A 17,084-nucleotide genomic window follows, 5' to 3' on the forward strand; every position below is an offset into this window, starting at 1 on the left:
TGATATCATTAAATTATTGGTAAGAAGATGCTATTACTGCATTTGCAATAGCATATAGCATCCTGGCTAACCTGATGTTCTTTTACGCTAAAAACACACATGATTTTTTAAATCAATTAACAATCGTTTATTGCTAAAAAACGCATGTAAAAGTGGTAAAGTTTCTCATAAGCCCAGTGGCTTTTAAACAAGGTTCCGTAATTTGAATACTGTTTTAAACGGGTTTCAAAATTGGCACTAACAAGCTTATATTTTGCAACTAAAATTGCGTTATGAAGGTAAATAAAATTAATAATTGAACAAAAAAATTTGGATTACCAAACAGTGACTTCCATTGTAATTTCGTGGAGATGCCCACTCTGTCAGCGATTAATCTTATTTTTAGCAAAACGAACAAACAGTGAGTTGGAAGACCAGCGTCTGCGAAGCAAACAATATTCAAATTCATTACACCAGAACAGGAGGTAACAAACCACCTGTAATATTACTACATGGCCTGATGACAAATGGCTTGTGTTGGACCATGCTCGCACGTGAACTGGAAAAAGATTATGATGTGGTGATGCCGGATGCCCGGGGTCATGGACAATCCAGTGCGCCCGAAGTTGGATATCAATATAATGATCTGGCCAATGATGTAGTGGGATTGATAAATGTATTGAGACTCCCCTCTCCTATACTGATCGGGCACTCTATGGGTGGCATGACAGCAGCCATGGTAGCGGCTCATCAACCCAATTTACTTCGGGGACTGATACTGGCAGATCCCACTTTTCTTAGCCCATCCATGCAGCAGGAAGTATATAACAGCGATGTGTCAGATCAACATCAGCAAATACTGAATATGCCTTTGGAAGCAGTCATGGCTGCAGCAAAGGTCAGACACCCTCATCGTTCTGCTGAAATGATTGAAATATTTTCCAGGGCCCGACTGCAAACTAACATGGCAGCTTTTGAAGTACTCAGACCTCCCAACCCCGATTACAGCCAATTAATAAATCTGATAACAATTCCAAGCCTCCTCTTATATGGCGACAAAGGTGTTGTAACAACTGAAGTAGCTACACATCTGCAAAGTCTTAATGCCAAATTACAAGCAGCACAAATTTCAGCAGCCGGTCATAGTGTACATATGGACCAACCGGAAAAATTCACCATGATGGTAAAAGCATTTCTGGATACTATTGTAAATTAAATCGTGATTTTAAAAACCAGTTTTGCATTGGAAAATGTAACTGTATAGGGATGATCTTCGATTTTTGTATCAACGGTAGCGATGTAATATGGATGACAGGGATTATCTTGTTTTAATTCCTGATTGGTATAAGACAGCATAGTGCTGCCTACGCCAGGGATCGTAATTTTATAACTGAAAGTTCCCTTTTTCGTATCATTTACATGAAACAGCAGCGCACCATGTACAGGCGAACCAACCTGGTTTACAATCGCCCCTTTTTCTGCAGGAATATCTGACTGCACTGGCGTAATAGTAATCGTAGCCGGATCAATATTCCTGGACAACAACAGCAACTCATTGGTCTGTTTATCTATGAAGATGAGTCCTGCCATTAAAGGCGTCCCCTCACTTAATACGCCTTCACAGGGGTCCGCGTTCTTCGACTTATGACAAGACATACCCAACATTACAGCTGCTAATAGTATCACGGACAAAAAAGAATACTTTTTCCTACGTGGATGGGTTAATGGTTTTCTTTCCATGTGAAATATGCTTTTAGTACAGAACAGGTTATAGTTTCCTAAAGATTATTTTCAACTATTAAGCTATATAAAATTATTTATTTGTTTCAAATAAATGTGACGCCTATACGATCTTAGGAATCCTGTCGGAGTGTATTAGCGGGGTTTATCAGGGCAGTACGATATACCTGCACGCCGATTGTCATGATACCAACGAGGGCCAGACTACCCAGGCACATCAGATAGATACCGACGCCGGGAGAAGCATGATAAGTAAAAATATGCAGGAACAAGGAGCCCAGGAATGCGCCTAATGGCAGGCCTATCAGCGCCGCAATGAGCATCAGTTTCACAAAGCCCCAGGATAAAATATGCATCAGCTGCCCCATGCCTGCCCCCATAATTTTACGGAGTACCACCTCTTTCGCTCTTTTCTCGGTGCTATGGGTCACTACTCCCAGCATTCCCAGAGAAGCAATCACAAATACAATAAGGATAATCACTCCATTCAGCTTCAGGTCTTCGTTTTCCATGTATCTGTCGTACATCTGTTTTTCGTACCAACTGTACAGGAAAGGTTCATATGGGAATAGTTTCTTCCAGATATTTTGGAGAGACGCGGTAAATGCTTCCTGCTGTGTGCCCTTTTGTACCAGAAGGGAAACTGTTTTGAATGCAGTAGGATCGTATTGGAATACCAGCGGCGTCACGGGCATTTCGTAGCGCATAAAGTTGAAGTTCTTTACTACGCCGGCAATAATCACTTCATTGCTGTCCAGCATCATTGTCTGGCCAATGCTACTTCTGGGATCTGTGATACCCAATGATGCCACCGCTTTTTCATTGATGACCACAAATCGGCCTTTAGTGGTATCGGCGCTACTTTCCGGCAGGTTATTACCAGCCACGAAGGTGAGCTTCATATTGCGAATGAAAGCTGCATCTACAGCATAGGTAAAAGCATCCAGTGGGTCCATTCCTTCTTTAGCGCGTTCTTGCCGGGTGATCCTGGCGCGTCCGGCAGCTTCATTCAATGGCGCCGAGGTAGCGCCTATGCTATTTACACTAGACAACTTAGCGATTTCATTCCGCAGCAAAGGGTATTGACTGGATTCGGCCAGTGGTATATTGAGGATATCTTTGCGGTTGAAGTTATCATTATCTGTAGCCATATAGCGGAACTGACTATACATCACGGCAGTACCCACCATGAATACAAGAGATACCACAAACTGTACCACTATCAGGGCTTTGCGGAAACCTATCTTTCCAAATCCTGCAGGCCCCAATACCCCTTTCAGCACTGCTACGGGTTTGGCGGCCGACAAGATACGAGCCGGCGCAGCACCTGCTATTAATCCGGTGATGATGGCAAACCCAATAAATGCAGACCACAACAAAAAAGGATGTTGTACTTCCCAGATGAGCCAACGGGCATGAATAAACGATTTCATGCAATACAGTCCTACCACGCCTATCAACAACGCACAAAATGAAATGAGTACGCTTTCAATTAAGAATTGCATTACCAGCTGCCAACGGGCAGCCCCGGCCACTTTACGCACGCCTACTTCTCTGGTCCTACTCAAAGACCTGGTGAGGGTCAGGTTGGTATAGTTAAATATGGCCAGGGAGATGATCACCAGCAACATGATAATATTTACCAGTAGCTTGAACCAGGGCTCCACTCCCGGGTTATTCATAAGTCCTCTGAAATCCGGCGATATTTCACTGAGCCGCTGCCTTTCAAAACGATGATCCTTAATGCCGGTAAAGTCGACATGCTTTTTGTTATCCGCTCTTACTTCTGTCAGCATGCGATCCAGCTGTTCCGGGGGCGTTCCTTTACGCAGGAGCACATACGTATATGCGTTATAGTTAAGCCATTCATTTTGGGCGGAGGTATTGAGTAAAGGATAGGTAGACATGGATACGACGATATCGGCATCCAGATGCGATTGCTTTTCTCCCAAAGGCGCAAACACGCCTGTAATGGTGAAAGTACCGATGTCTTTCTGCTCCAGGGTTTTGCCAATGGGATCAATATTTCCAAAGAATCGCTCTGCCATTTCATGGGAGAGCACAACGGTATAAGGCGCTATGGCTGGCTGTCCTTTTTCCAGGGGAAAGTAGAAGATCTTGAAATAACCTGGACTCACATACTGTCCCCAGGCAGATAATGACTTGATCCGGTTGCTGAAGCTGCCCCCAAAGCCACGAATGACCTGGGCCACGTCTTCTACACTGCTCTGTTCCTGCATTAGCTTATCCGCCAATGGCACAGGCGTACTGGCCAGCGAAAATGTTCTGCCATCCGGATTGGTAACATCTGAAATAATACGATAAGTACGGTCCGGATAAGGATGAAAAGAATCTTTCTCGAAACCACTCTGTACCTGGATAATGATCAACAGACACATGGCCATAGCGAGACCCAGACCAATTACATTGATCAGTGTAAATAACCGGTGTTTCCACAGATTACGCCAGGCTATTTTAAAGTAATTTCTTAGCATAGTATACGGACGTTTATGAAAGTGAATGACCTAATCCATCCTTGCCAAAGAAAATGCCTTATCGTAGTTGATTAAAATCCTGAACATTAAAAATAAAATAATTCATTATATGTCCATTGCCAGTACAATAAATGTTCAATATTGGACAGTGTAAATATATAGCAGAAAAGGAGTGTTGTGGAGGGAATCTGCGTAGAAGCCTTTCTTATCATGTTAAGGCAATCTGGCTGCCAGTCTTTCCGGCATGTACTTCAATACCTGGTGAATGAATTTCCATTTTATGCCGGGTACAATCGTAAACCGGCTACCAGCCTGCACGATCTCGCGGGCAATAAACGAAGGTTCCATTAATAAGGAGGCAGGGAGGTCCAGGCCGGCGGTCATCTTACTACGGATATAACCTGCTACAATCACATTCACAGTGACTTTCCTGGCAAACAAATACTGTCTTAATCCAGCCAGATATTGCGTGAATGCCGCTTTGGTACTACCGTAGACAAAGTTGCTTTTTCGCCCCCGTACGCCGGAAAGAGAAGATAGGCCAATGATCCGTTCCAAATGGTCATTCTCCCTGTCATTAATAATAATGTGGAGAATAGATACCGCTCCGGCATAATGCACCTGCATCATGCGAAAACTACCTTGCCAATCGACCAATGCCTGTTCATTCGTTACCTGAAAACCTGCAGCATACAATACTATATGGGGTTTTGCCGGCAAGCTGGCATAAAATTGTTCATGCGTTTCGAAAGCCGTAGCATCAAAGTAAGAGATAGTCAGCTGCTGGATGGAGACGTTTCTTGTTTCCATAAACGTAGCTATCTCCGCAGTGCTGCGGGATGCGGCGATCACCTGATATCCTTTTTTGAGATACAATAAAATAGCTTCTTTTGCTACATCGGAATTGGCGCCGAGTACCAGGACGGTTTTAGACATATACGCGGTTATAGGAGGTAAAAATAGGGAATACTTTTGACGCCTCACCAGGTAATTTCCGCCTGATATTCACCCTGCGATATAACCGCTGCTAATAAAAAAACCTGCGATTACCGCAGGTTTCAAGATACTAAGGCATTATCAGGTATTCTTTTATGGCCATTCCTCCAACAATGCCGAGACCGTTCAGTATATTATTAAACACGATGACTCTTTCAGACAAGGGGTCCTCATTTTTAAGTCGCGCCATAAAGCTGCTGTGCAAATAACTGTAACTACTATACGTAAGCGATGTTACTTCTACTATTACTTTTTTAAACTCGCCTCCCCTGCCGGTGATAAAATTAAATCGCGGGCTACGGCCATCAAAAAGCGCATCATCGGTATAGAAATCCCACTCGCTTTCTTTGTTAAAAATGCCATCCTGCAGTTCATTCGTCTGGAAATCTACCTTAAACTTGTAGGTTGTACCCACGGTATCTACGGCATCTTTTAATGTCACTAATTCGTATAATCTTATCCGGTAGTAGTTCTTTTCCCCAGCCTTATCATGCAGCACAACGGATATATTCCCCTTGGAGCCCCATCCATCATTGTCCTTCACCAGTTTGACACTCATCTCACCTACACTTGCTTGTTCAGGGATAAAGTCGCTGCCCTCTACATCCTCATATCCCGGAACACTAGCCACCACCCTATAGGTGGCGCCTGCAACCGCCTTACTAGTACCTTTATAATAAGTTAAGTCAGCCAACAGGAAAGGAGCCAGATTCTCTTTAAACGTTCCATTCTCATATAATTTCAAAGTAGCCTCTTTCACTTCAGGAAAGATATCATTCCCGGAGGTGCGGCTGGAAACTGTTACCCTCGCGATAATCAAACTATCTTTACTCATAAGTAAATTGAGTACCGGTTTGTTGGCTTCTTCGGGTAAATTTATTGTGATTGTTTTTTTGCAACTGTAAAAAAGCAACAGCAATACAGGAAACAATAATATTCTCGTTTTCATTCTTAAAATTTCAGGCTGTAAGAAATACTGGGCATAAATGGAATCAGGTTAATCGCATTGAGCTTCGCTCTGGGTCCTGATTTGTCATAACTGTCCAGATAATAAAAGAAGGGATTAAAGCGGTTGTATACATTGAGCAGACTGATATTCCAGGTACGTACCAATCCGTTCTTTTTATACTTTATGAAATTCACGCCCACATCCAGTCGGTGATAAGCGCTGATACGTACGTTATTACGTCCATTGATGCGGGATACTCCGGTTACCCAATCCCTGGTGCCATTCTCTGAAACAGGACCATTTGTTGCTTCATAAGAGGCGACTGGAATGGTAAAAGGAGCAGCGCTCTGGAAAGTCCAGGAACCGGAGAGCTCAATCCCTTTACGCAGTTTATAGGCGCCTACGATATGAAAATCGTGACGACGGTCGTATTTATAAGGAAATTCCCGTCCAAAATTCACTGCCGGAATACGACGGTTGGCCCAGGAGAGCGTGTATCCCACCCAACCTGTTAGTCGGCCGACTTTCTTCTGCAACAAAAGTTCCATTCCATATGCCTCTCCTTCGCCGGCTGCCACCAGGGTTTGCCAGGCATCTCCCCTGCTGCTGGTCAGGTAATCCGCGCCTTCTTTATATTCAATCACATGGTGCAGTCGCTTGTAATACGTTTCCGCAGAAAATTCAAACTTATCATGGAAGATATTCTTGGCAATTCCCAATGCAAATTGATCCGACTCTTGTGGTTTCACTTTATCGGTAACAGGCACCCATAAGTCGGTTGGCAAAGAGATAGAATTACTAGCCAACAGATGAACATATTGCGCCATGCGGGAATAAGAAGCTTTCAATGCCCAGTCATGCGGCAGCATATATCGCAGATTCAGGCGTGGTTGTAACGAAGAATATAATCTCCCTTCTACATGGAAGGCGCTGAGATGTAATCCTGCATTCAATTTCAGGCGACTGGACAGCTCCCAATCGTCTTCTGCATACAGGTCCATTTCACTCGCATTAATGTCCCGGTTATTATTTACAGAATCCACTGTTACTTCATCTTGCTGGGTTTGCCTTGACCGTAACACACCGGGGGTAAAAATGCGGAACATATATCCTCCGCCTACTTTGATAGCATGTGCGGGATTAGGATGATACTCGAAATCGGCCTTCGCCCCATAGTCTTTAATACCGGATTTAAGTCGCTGTAAATCCGTATATGCCTCACCGTTAGACTTCCCATCCTGGGAAAAAGCGGATTTAAAATGATAATCGCTACCAATGAGCATCACATTAGAGAATAACTTCGGAGAATAGACGTGGTTCCATCTGGCGGTACCGATCATATTTCCCCATTGTACGCCGCCATCGCTCACATAATCGTTATTGGCGTTTATACTGGTATACTTATATCTCGCCTGCATTTTATCCCGACCTGAATAGAAGCTGAAATACAGTTTATCCCTGTCAGAGAATTTGTGATGGATTTTGGCGTTGATATCATAAAAATATAAGTTCAATCTGTCCGGAGCATTTCGATCGCCATTGAAATAAGCCTTGGCCAGCAGATCCGGGTAGGATCTGCGACCGGAAATCAAAAAAGTCGTTTTACCTTTTTGGATAGGGCCTTCCAGTGTAGCCTGAGCGGAGAGCAGACCTACTGAAAAATCGCCGTGTATTTTATGCATATCCCCATCTTTTGTGGAGACGTCTATCACAGAGGATAACCTTCCGCCGTAACGTGCAGGAAATGCTCCTTTATAAAGGGTTACATCTTTCAGCACATTGGTATTGAAGGTGGAGAATATCCCCATGAGGTGCATCGGATTATAGAGCGGGGCTCCATCCAGCAGGATGAGGTTTTGGTCGGGAGTACCGCCGCGTACCAGGAGGGCGCTGGTAGCTTCCGTACCTTGTTTGACGCCTGGTAACAGTTGCAGCGTTTTGAACAGGTCTGCCTCTCCCAGCAGACGGGGAGTGGATTTCACCAGGTCCGCCGACAGGTTAATGCGGCTCATCTGGGAGGAGGATACCGACGATTCCATTTGTTTCCCCCGGATTGTTACTTCCTCCAATTGGCGATTTAGCGCCTGTAACTGGAAAGTCATCCCTTCCTTACCTATAGCGATCACCGTATCCAGCCGTTGATAGCCCATATACGACAGTTGTAGATGGAGCGAGTCTGATGGCAAAGTAAGGCTGTAAAAACCGTATGCATTGGTAACAGTACCTGTCTGGAATTGTGGCGCGGCCAGGGAAACGCCAATGAGTCGCTCTCCCGAGGCAGCATCTTCAACATATCCACTCAGCGTATGTTCGCGACTGGGAGCAGGCCCTATAAAAAGTTGATCATTCTTTTGTTTAACCATCAGGGAAGTTCCTTTCAGCAAATCCCTGCAAATGGTTTCCAATGGCTGATCTTTATAGGTATGCGCTTTAACGGAGATACCTTGTACTCTCGTATATTCATAGGAGATATGCATCTTACTTTGTTGTTCCAACAGTTTAAGCGCATTTTCCAGCGAAGTGGCGGGAATACTGATACTAAGCTTTATTTCATGTTGCTGGCCAGTTGCGGCCAGACTATATGCCAAGAACAGAATGGTTAATATTCGTTGCATTACGCGATTCCTTTTTAAAGACATAGGTATCCCCTGCCGCTATTGCAGCTGAAAAAAGAGGGTTTATGCTATGTTCAGTGATTATTGTTGTACGCCGGTGATCTTTACCTGGCCATTACTAAGCGTATAAGTCATGCCACTCAGATCTTTCAGCATTTCCATAACTTCCTCCAGCGTAGTTTTGCTGTCTATCCGGAGGTTGAAACGGTAGGGAGACACGATTGCGCTATCATATAATACCTCCACCTGGTAACGATTATGCAGTATGCGTGCTACTTCCGCAAAGGTTACGTTCTGTAAGGTGAGGCTTCCCTGACGCCAGTTGTCTTCGATGCCTTCATTACGTATAGCCGTGTGCGTTCCCAGTTGGTATTCTATCTGCTGCCCTGCTTTCAGTACACCTAATACTTGGGTACTATCGGAAACCTGTACTGCGCCGGATTCAACGTGTATGGTTACATTCGGTAGCCCGTTATAGGCTTTCACACTGAATTCAGTTCCCAGCACCTTTGCCTGTATACCGGCAGTGGTACTAACAATGAAAGGGTGTGATGCACCCGGCGCCACAGCGAAGTGAGCGAGGCCGTCTATGATTTGGACGTCCCTGCTTGTCTTACCAAAGTGGCTGTCATAGCGCAATTTCGATCCAGGTTCCATCCATAATGCGGAGCCATCCGGCAGTTGCAAATAGAATAGGTTTTTGCCAGCAGGAGCGGTTACTTCTGTATAAGATGGCGGTACAGATCTTCCTTTGAGAAGGTATATGCCTCCACCTGTTGCCAGTAGTAATAATATAGCTGCAGCTGCGCGCCAGTACATGTATCGGACAGGCCTTTTTTCCGGTACGTGATCGGCTGCAACAACTGCTGGTTCTACCGCTTGATAAGATGCTGCTGGCATTTCTGCCTGAATAGCCCTGAAAATGTCTGTTTTCATCGATTCCCGCGTCTGGTGGCGTTCGGATGCATCCTCAAACGCCTGGCTACCGGCAGGAAATGCGGCATACCATTTTTCCAGGACAGCGCTTTCCTCCCTCGTTAAAGTGCCGAGAGCATGCTTTTCAAGCAGCAGATCGATGGTGTTTTGATCAGGGTGACTCATACGCTGTTGTTTAATAGACAATCCTCAAATACCGGAAGTACTATGTAAAGGAAAAAAAATTAATCTAAAAGGTAATTACCCAGCCCCGCTCGCAGTTTTTTGAGGGCGGAGGACAGTTGGTTTTTAACGGTTTGCTCCGAAAGGGCGTGTTTTTCGGCAATTTCGCGGATAGAAAGTCCATGATCGCGGCTATCTATAAATAACTGCCTCATTTTTTCGGGTAGGCGTTGCAGTTCTTTGTGATAAGTGGCTTGTAAATCGGCTCCGGCAATAGACTCCTCTGTAGAATGGGTAATCTCCGGCAGTTCCCGGCCGGCCAATAAGCGGTATTTCTCTCTGGCTTGTTCGGATTTAAGATGATTCAGGATTTTAAACCTGACGGCTACACGAAGATAGGCTTCTACCGATTGGGTGATCTGTATTTCTTCCCTTTTCTGCCAGCAGAAAATAAATACTTCCTGTACAATATCTTTGGCGGCAGATTTATCATATAAACGCCAGTAAGCGCTTTCGTACAGGGTTTCCCAGTAACGCTCGTATATCTCTCCGTAAGCTTGCAGATTGCCCATCCGGACAAGCTGCCACAACTCAATATCCGGCGTTTGATCAAGAACAGGTGTAGACATGTAAGGGAATAGCTTCAGCGCCAAAGGTAATAAAACACCTGTTAAAACTTCCTTAATCTCAAGGGCATGCCGCGAAAAGGCCGCTGGTTTTCGTATAGCCATGGTTCAGACAGCTATTTGAACACGTGTCTCCCTATTTTTCTAAAATTTCTTTTAGCCTACTGACATACTGTTGTCAAACCCCGGATCTACTTTTGTTAAAACATTAACCTATAAATCTTTACAAAATGGCACAATCATCAGTATTACGCGGCATTGCAACCCTGACATTTTACGCAGCAGACCACGCAGCAGCAAAGAAATGGTACACAGAATTCTTCGGAGAAGCGCCTTATTTTGACATGCCGGGCTATTTTGAATTCCGTTTGGGCGACTACCAACACGAACTGGGCGTGATTGACAGCAAATATGCACCTCCTGCCAGATCAATTGAAACCGGTGGCGCCATTACTTACTGGCATGTAGACGATATTAAAGTAACCTTCGACCAATTGATAGCACTGGGCGCAAAAGAATTTGAACCTATTACAGAAAGAGGCCAGGAAGGAAGCGGTTTCGCCACCGCAGCATTAAGTGACCCATTCGGTAATATTATTGGTATCATGACTAACCCACATTATCTGAAAATTTTACAACAAAAAGCCAATCAATAATTATGGAAACACTGGACGGAAGACAAGCAGTATACGCCACCACCAGAGCAGAATGGAGGAAATGGCTGGAAGGTAATTGCCAGGGGGAATCCGGCGTTTGGCTCATACAATATCATAAAAAAAGTAAGGTCCCCTGCATATCGCTGATTGATGCAACAGAGGAAGCATTATGTTATGGCTGGATCGACAGTAAAGCAAAAAAACGGGATACCGAAAGTTTCTATCTGACATTTACACCCCGCAAAGCCAAAAGTAAATGGAGTAAACCCAATATTAAACGGGCGGAACAAATGATTGCATCAGGACTGATGACCGTTCATGGACAGGAAAAGATAGATCTGGCAAAGCGTACAGGGATGTGGGTAGAAGAATAAAACCATAGGAGACGACTAAAGTCGTCTCCTATATAAGGTGGAATACATCTACAGGTAATAACAACGCATTACATTAGTTGGGGCGTAGCTAGCACACCTCCCATAAACGTAGGAATTATCATATTTAACGCAACAAATATCACGAACAGCCTTTTTGTCACAGGCAGCAGTTGTTGTTTCCGCGCAAGGAATTGGTTCGGATCCTCCATCATCTGAACCGTCGCCTCCAAGGATGTTCCGGAGTTGCTCACGGGACAGTAATTCTCTGGCGCCCAGCTCCAGCGCTTTTAATTTCAGTTTTTTCATAAATTGAAATTTAGGTCATGAATAATAATACAGGCTTTTAATACAGGCTGCCTGCGCCTATCAATTACGCATTCAAACGGGCGCGCACCGTAAGTTATACGTCATTAATATCTTCAATTATCGACTTCCGTAAAATTTTGAATACAGCTGGCATCAGGCGTCGATACAGCTTAAAGCTCCGACTGGAAGGCACCTTCCTATATTAACCTCCCTATCAATTTGCCAACAACATCTACTACCTACCGCTTTACCGATACATGCAGTGGTCGGAGAGTTACTGCAGGGAGTTGATCCTCCCTCGTCGGAGCCGTCGCCACCTAATATGGTCCGGAGTTGTTCACGGGATAGCAATTCCCTGGCGCCTAGTTCCAGCGCTTTTAATTTCAGTTTTTTCATAAATTGGAATTTAAACTGCGAATAACAATACAGGTTATAGCTACGGGCCTCCTGTGGTAACTAATTCGTTGAGTTATCGTCTCCATTAATACTTAGACGACACTTAATTCAAATCAGAACAACGTAGTACATAAGTAGGTGCATATGAGCGACAAATGCCATAGTAAACGGTCTGATTAGTATACCAGCAGCATTGATCCCCCGAAGACTTGCCACTACATGCAATGGTAGGAGTCATACCGCAGTTGGTTGGTCCGGATCCTCCATCATCAGACCCATCTCCTCCAAGGATGTTCCGCAGTTGCTCACGGGATAGTAATTCTTTTGCCCCTAAGTCCAGGGCTTTTAATCTAAGCTTTTTCATAAATTGGAATTTAAGTGATGAATAGCAGCACAAGACTTTAGTACAGGCTGCCTTTACCTATCAATAAGATGCTCTAACGGGCGCGCACCATTAGTTACATATTACTAATTCGTTCCATTGTCACTTCCCAATAAGTTTGGATACCTCTAGTTCAAATCTGAACAGGTATACTCTTCCAAATACACACTCTTTCTGCAAACCCCATGATAAACGATACCACTCTGGACGAAACAACAGTTATGAGGTACAGGACGACTACCACAAGCACTGTACGCACTTTCGGCGCACCCCAGATTAGATCCTCCCAAATCGGAACCACTTCCTCCAAGAATATTTTTTAGTTGTTCACGTGACAACAGTTCTTTAGCGCCCAGATCCAGCGCTTTTAATTTCAGCTTCTTCATAATTAATCATTAAAATTGTTAATAAAACAGTACAAGCTTTTGCGTGTGGCAGCCCACGTCTGATAAAGACAATCTCTGGTATAGGCGTACAGCAATATATAAGTCAGTAATTTGCGGTAAAGTTGTTTAATCAAAAATCGGGTAAGAGTCCGCATAAGATCGCTCACAAAAATCTTATATCGATACAGATGAACTATTGGTGATAATATTTATAGATAGATTGTAATTCCTCCAGTTTCCTGGATGCCGTCAAAAACCTCGACTGCGCCCAATCCGGGTTTTCTCCATTAAAGGCAGTTACATCTGAATATCCATAATATCTCTGGATGGATACAAATGGGAAAAGCACCATTTTATGAAGAGATAATCCGGATAACGTCTGATCCACTTTCTTATTCAAGTCAAAAGTGTGATACAGTATTGTTGTGAAGAATCGTTTATAGATGATGAGAAACTGATTGCACCAATAAGCATTCACCCAGATTCGGTTGCTGCTTACAGGCAGCACATAGTTAAATCCGCCACTGATACCCCCGCAAAGTAGTTCACAACCCTGGGCATAGGCCGCTTCAATATTCTCGAATAAGTACGCCTTATTGTAATCTTCCGTAAACTGATGATCATCTTCACAGACAATGATTACATCATCTTCCCTATCTATTGCCATTTCTACAATACTGCAAATACTCATCCAAAGACCATAAGCGCCTATAGTATGCTGTTTCGCCTCTACCACTGTAATATCAAATTCAGAACGCCCTTTGAATTCTTCTAGAACATTGGTCAATCGCTCCTTCCTGGAAGGCAGGTTTATAATATAGGTAGATATCTGGGGAAAATCATCCATAGTCAATGCTTTTTATTATTTAAGATCCGTATGTGCGTCTACGTTATACCTTAGGCAGCTTGCATTCATCCAGCGCTTCTTTTCCATGAAGAGTCATCCAGATTATATTTAATGGATTCAGGTGGAATAAGAGCCGCTCCTTTTGCGCTTTGATTGCTTTAATTCTTTTCTCCCATTGGTCTGTCTCAATGGATTCTGCAATCGTTTCAAAGGATTCTTCCATATTGTCCGTATTAATTTTTATGTAGGCTTCAGGATCAATAAACTCAGGGAGGTTCGGACAGCCATCGTAGAATGTCAGGCATTCGCAGATGATTGGATCAATAATCTTTTCCGTAAAATATCCTTTATGAAAGGAGTTCTCGCAGGCAAAATGATACTTATAAGGCCATAAAGCATCGTACTTCTCTTCAATGGCGCCCCTATAATGTTTCAACTCATCAAACAGCGGATTGTTATGACTTTTACCCCAAATATCAAAATTGCCTTCTTCAATAATGCGGTCGAATTGAAGCAAAAAAAGTAATCTTTTCTTATGTCCAGGAAAAGCTTTTAGCCCACTTGTTACAGTGGATAGCAGATTTTGTTTCACCTGCTCTATATTTGTTGTATTCTCTTTCACCTGATCCAGTACATTACTGGGCCAGAATGGAACTGGCAGATAGACAGGACAAACCATTGATGTAGGATAGGCGACGCGAGTAGACCAACAATCTGGGGGACTGGTCAGAAATGTAACCGCCTTCTTATAATCATATCCCTGTTCTAACATGGATCTGTGAGGAGAGGAAAAAAACACTAGCCGATCATAGGAATCATCACATACAAATTCTATATCTTTCCATTTCTTCTGACCGAAACTATAACGATTTATGTTATCATTCAGGAAGGCTTTGTCGGCCTTGGTAAAGCAAGATACACGGACTTTCATGATACCGGATTATTTAAAAGGTGAATACATGTTGTTTTAAATCTGATTCATCGATCAGAATAAGATAATTTATCGATTACAGTTATCGCTTTGTGGTATGCTTTTGACAATAAGAGCTGAAAGAAATTAAATAAATGACTGGTTGGATATAACCTCAGTTTCTTGTTACTTTCCACTATTCTGTTCAGGAATTCCAGCAGTACATTTATTTCGGCTACTGTCAGATGATCTTCTCTCATTAGTTGCTGGTACAGGTTTATCTCTTCGTCAGACATATTAATCCCGAATCTTTTTAATTGCATGAATCTTACTTCGTTAGCGAACGCTGTTTGTTCCTGCTTTCTTTTGCTGGATATCTGCTCACTATGCATACGATACTTGATAATACGATTTGGAATATTCTCTATTCTGAAATATTGGGAACATCGCACGACGAAATCATAATCCGCTGAATACCGCAGCCTTTCATTGTAATACAGATTATTTCGTTTAAGCAGCGTATTTCTGAACATCAACGACGGATGAAGCGTGAAATTATTCTTCAGGAGTAACATGTTGAGTCGGCGTGTATGATAGGGTTTATTCAGATTCCCTATAATCTTGTCTTCCGTATCTATCCAAAATCCCTGGCTACCTACTGCGCCTACACGCTTATGACATTCCAGGAAATCAAATGCTATCTGCAGTCTGTTACTATCAGCAATATCATCTGCATCCATCACTGCTATATACTTTGCAGTTGCCAACTTCATTCCATAATTCCTTGCATAATAATTACCCATATTTTTCTCCAATGCATGGTATTTGACCCTTGGATCCTTTAGATAGGAACTGATGGTGCGCTCGCTTTCATCGGTGGATCCATCGTTAATAATGATGAGCTCCAGGCTGTCGAAGGTTTGCGACAGGATACTCTCAATGGATCGGCCTATATACTTTTCACCATTAAAGCAAGGCATGACAACCGCTATTTTGGGTTTATTTTTCATAATAGCTGTGTTTGCTGAATTCTTTTGATCATACCTAATTGCTGGGAAGCTGCAGCAAACAAGTTTTGAACAATTCCTTTGTGTTCATTATGTACCGCTGTGATGTCGGAGTATCCGAAATCTTTCTGAACAGAAATAAAAGGATATAATACCATTTTGTTACTGGTCATTTCCGAGAGCTTTATATCTGCCAACACTGTTTCATCAAATGGTTCTTCCAGAATAGCGTCAAAGAATTTGCTGTAAATAACGATGAATTGGGTAGACAACAGTCTGCTGGCCCAGAACCGGCCCTCATCAATCATAATTCCAAGTGATGCCCCTCCTGTTCCGCCACTTATATAATCCGCATTTTGGTAAAATGATTGCAGTACATTTTTCAAGAATACATCTCTCGAATAATCTGCCGTAAACTCATGATCATCTTCGCTGATAACAATTACATCTTCTTCTCTTTCTTTTGCCATTGCCACTATCTTTCTAATGCTCATCCATAACCCTAGCGCCCCCACTTCCTGTTTACAGGCTTCAATAATATTCAGGTCAAATTCCATACGTCCCTCAAATTGTTGTTTGATATGTGCCAATCGCTCTACTCTTTCCGGCAAATTGATGACATATGTGGGAAGAGTAATAGTTTCAAATTCTGTATCAGTAGGGATTTCATGATCTGATTGCTGTCCATAATACTGTTTCACTTTAAGGATGGCCTCCAGGCTGGCCAAACTACTGGCAAACAATTCTTCTACCCTTCCCACCTGATTGTTCTTTGCGGTTACATCTGAGTAGTCGTATCCCTTTTGTATGGATATGAATGGATAGATAACGAACTTTTTTTCTGTGATAGCAGCGATCTTATAGTCAGCAGCATCTTGCTCCTGAAAACTGAGGGACCTTAAGACGTCAAAAAACTTTCGGAAAATGATGGCAAACTGCAATCCGGAAAATTTGTTTACCCAAAATAAATGGTCCGTAACAGGTACCGCCGCGTTACACCAGCTCACTCCTCCGAGGAGGATATCCGCCTCTTTTTCTTTTGCCAGTTTTATGCTATTCTGCAGGATATCGGCCGTATAAGCGGTGGTGAACTGATGATCATCTTCACAGATCAGAATAAAATCATCTTTATCGGTTACCAGGTGTTCCAGTATATGTTGAATAGACTCCCATAAACCTACAGCGCCTATCTTGTGTTCTTTTGCCTCCACTATCTGAACGGCAAACTCATTCCGGTTTTGAAAGGCTTTTGTGACCGCTGTTCTCCGATCAGACCGGTGTTTGAGATTAATGATAAAAGTGGGGATAGGTATTGATAACAT

17 protein-coding genes are annotated in these 17,084 nt (G+C 43.2%); 3 read left to right on the forward strand and 14 right to left on the reverse strand.

Features of this window, described 5'->3' with window-relative positions; all coding sequences use genetic code 11:
* Window positions 1-400: 400 nt before the first annotated feature.
* The gene (locus CLV59_RS22480; RefSeq protein ID WP_111594334.1) at window positions 401-1,195 is read left to right on the forward strand and encodes an alpha/beta fold hydrolase; all 795 of its coding nucleotides are present in this window, start codon (window positions 401-403) and stop codon (window positions 1,193-1,195) included.
* Here CLV59_RS22480 and CLV59_RS22485 read toward each other — a convergent pair.
* From CLV59_RS22485 to CLV59_RS22515, 7 genes are all read right to left on the reverse strand, one after another.
* Window positions 1,192-1,719 carry a hypothetical protein gene (locus tag CLV59_RS22485; protein WP_146616278.1) on the reverse strand — a complete coding sequence of 176 codons (528 nt, stop codon included), beginning with the start codon at window positions 1,717-1,719 and terminating at the stop codon, window positions 1,192-1,194. The two genes, CLV59_RS22480 and CLV59_RS22485, sit on opposite strands and share 4 nt — an antisense overlap.
* Window positions 1,720-1,832: 113 nt before the next feature.
* Entirely contained in the window at window positions 1,833-4,214 is a 2,382-nt protein-coding gene (locus CLV59_RS22490) for an ABC transporter permease (RefSeq protein WP_111594336.1), read from the reverse strand.
* A 213-nt stretch (window positions 4,215-4,427) separates the two neighbouring features.
* Window positions 4,428-5,150 carry an SDR family NAD(P)-dependent oxidoreductase gene (locus CLV59_RS22495; protein ID WP_111594337.1) on the reverse strand — a complete coding sequence of 241 codons (723 nt, stop codon included), beginning with the start codon at window positions 5,148-5,150 and terminating at the stop codon, window positions 4,428-4,430.
* A gap of 130 nt (window positions 5,151-5,280) precedes the next feature.
* Entirely contained in the window at window positions 5,281-6,159 is an 879-nt protein-coding gene (locus CLV59_RS22500; RefSeq protein WP_111594338.1) for a DUF4249 domain-containing protein, read from the reverse strand.
* 2 nt (window positions 6,160-6,161) lie between these two features.
* Window positions 6,162-8,774, reverse strand: coding sequence for a TonB-dependent receptor (locus CLV59_RS22505; protein ID WP_111594339.1), 2,613 nt, complete (start codon window positions 8,772-8,774; stop codon window positions 6,162-6,164).
* An 81-nt stretch (window positions 8,775-8,855) separates the two neighbouring features.
* Window positions 8,856-9,875 (reverse strand): FecR family protein, encoded by a 1,020-nt coding sequence (locus CLV59_RS22510; RefSeq protein WP_111594340.1) that lies wholly within the window; start codon window positions 9,873-9,875, stop codon window positions 8,856-8,858.
* 59 nt (window positions 9,876-9,934) lie between these two features.
* Window positions 9,935-10,501: an RNA polymerase sigma factor gene (locus tag CLV59_RS22515; RefSeq protein WP_111594534.1), complete on the reverse strand. Its 567-nt coding sequence runs from the start codon at window positions 10,499-10,501 to the stop codon at window positions 9,935-9,937.
* Between the two features lie 227 nt (window positions 10,502-10,728).
* On the opposite strand from CLV59_RS22515, the gene CLV59_RS22520 reads away from it, so the two are divergent.
* On the forward strand, window positions 10,729-11,154 hold the full coding sequence (locus CLV59_RS22520; RefSeq protein WP_111594341.1) for a VOC family protein: 426 nt from the start codon (window positions 10,729-10,731) through the stop codon (window positions 11,152-11,154).
* A gap of 2 nt (window positions 11,155-11,156) precedes the next feature.
* A complete protein-coding gene (locus CLV59_RS22525) occupies window positions 11,157-11,528 on the forward strand; it encodes a YdeI/OmpD-associated family protein (RefSeq protein ID WP_111594342.1) in 372 nt (123 codons plus the stop codon).
* Between the two features lie 48 nt (window positions 11,529-11,576).
* Here the strand turns inward: CLV59_RS22525 and CLV59_RS22530 are convergent, their stop codons facing one another.
* The 7 genes from CLV59_RS22530 to CLV59_RS22555 form a co-directional block, all read right to left on the reverse strand.
* Window positions 11,577-11,834 (reverse strand): hypothetical protein, encoded by a 258-nt coding sequence (locus tag CLV59_RS22530; RefSeq protein WP_111594343.1) that lies wholly within the window; start codon window positions 11,832-11,834, stop codon window positions 11,577-11,579.
* Window positions 11,835-12,333: 499 nt separating this feature from the next.
* The gene (locus CLV59_RS28810) at window positions 12,334-12,594 is read right to left on the reverse strand and encodes a hypothetical protein (RefSeq protein WP_146616279.1); all 261 of its coding nucleotides are present in this window, start codon (window positions 12,592-12,594) and stop codon (window positions 12,334-12,336) included.
* Window positions 12,595-12,740: 146 nt separating this feature from the next.
* A complete protein-coding gene (locus tag CLV59_RS28815; RefSeq protein ID WP_146616280.1) occupies window positions 12,741-12,998 on the reverse strand; it encodes a hypothetical protein in 258 nt (85 codons plus the stop codon).
* Window positions 12,999-13,191: 193 nt separating this feature from the next.
* Complete coding sequence (locus CLV59_RS22540; protein ID WP_111594345.1) at window positions 13,192-13,845, reverse strand: glycosyltransferase family 25 protein; 654 nt, start codon at window positions 13,843-13,845, stop codon at window positions 13,192-13,194.
* A 43-nt stretch (window positions 13,846-13,888) separates the two neighbouring features.
* Window positions 13,889-14,617: a glycosyltransferase family 10 domain-containing protein gene (locus tag CLV59_RS22545; RefSeq protein WP_170137877.1), complete on the reverse strand. Its 729-nt coding sequence runs from the start codon at window positions 14,615-14,617 to the stop codon at window positions 13,889-13,891.
* A 206-nt stretch (window positions 14,618-14,823) separates the two neighbouring features.
* Entirely contained in the window at window positions 14,824-15,765 is a 942-nt protein-coding gene (locus CLV59_RS22550; RefSeq protein ID WP_111594347.1) for a glycosyltransferase family 2 protein, read from the reverse strand.
* Window positions 15,762-17,084 (reverse strand): glycosyltransferase family 25 protein, encoded by a 1,323-nt coding sequence (locus CLV59_RS22555; protein ID WP_111594348.1) that lies wholly within the window; start codon window positions 17,082-17,084, stop codon window positions 15,762-15,764. The genes CLV59_RS22550 and CLV59_RS22555 overlap by 4 nt, the downstream gene beginning before the upstream one ends.

This window comes from Chitinophaga dinghuensis (assembly GCF_003259435.1).
GTDB lineage: Bacteria > Bacteroidota > Bacteroidia > Chitinophagales > Chitinophagaceae > Chitinophaga > Chitinophaga dinghuensis.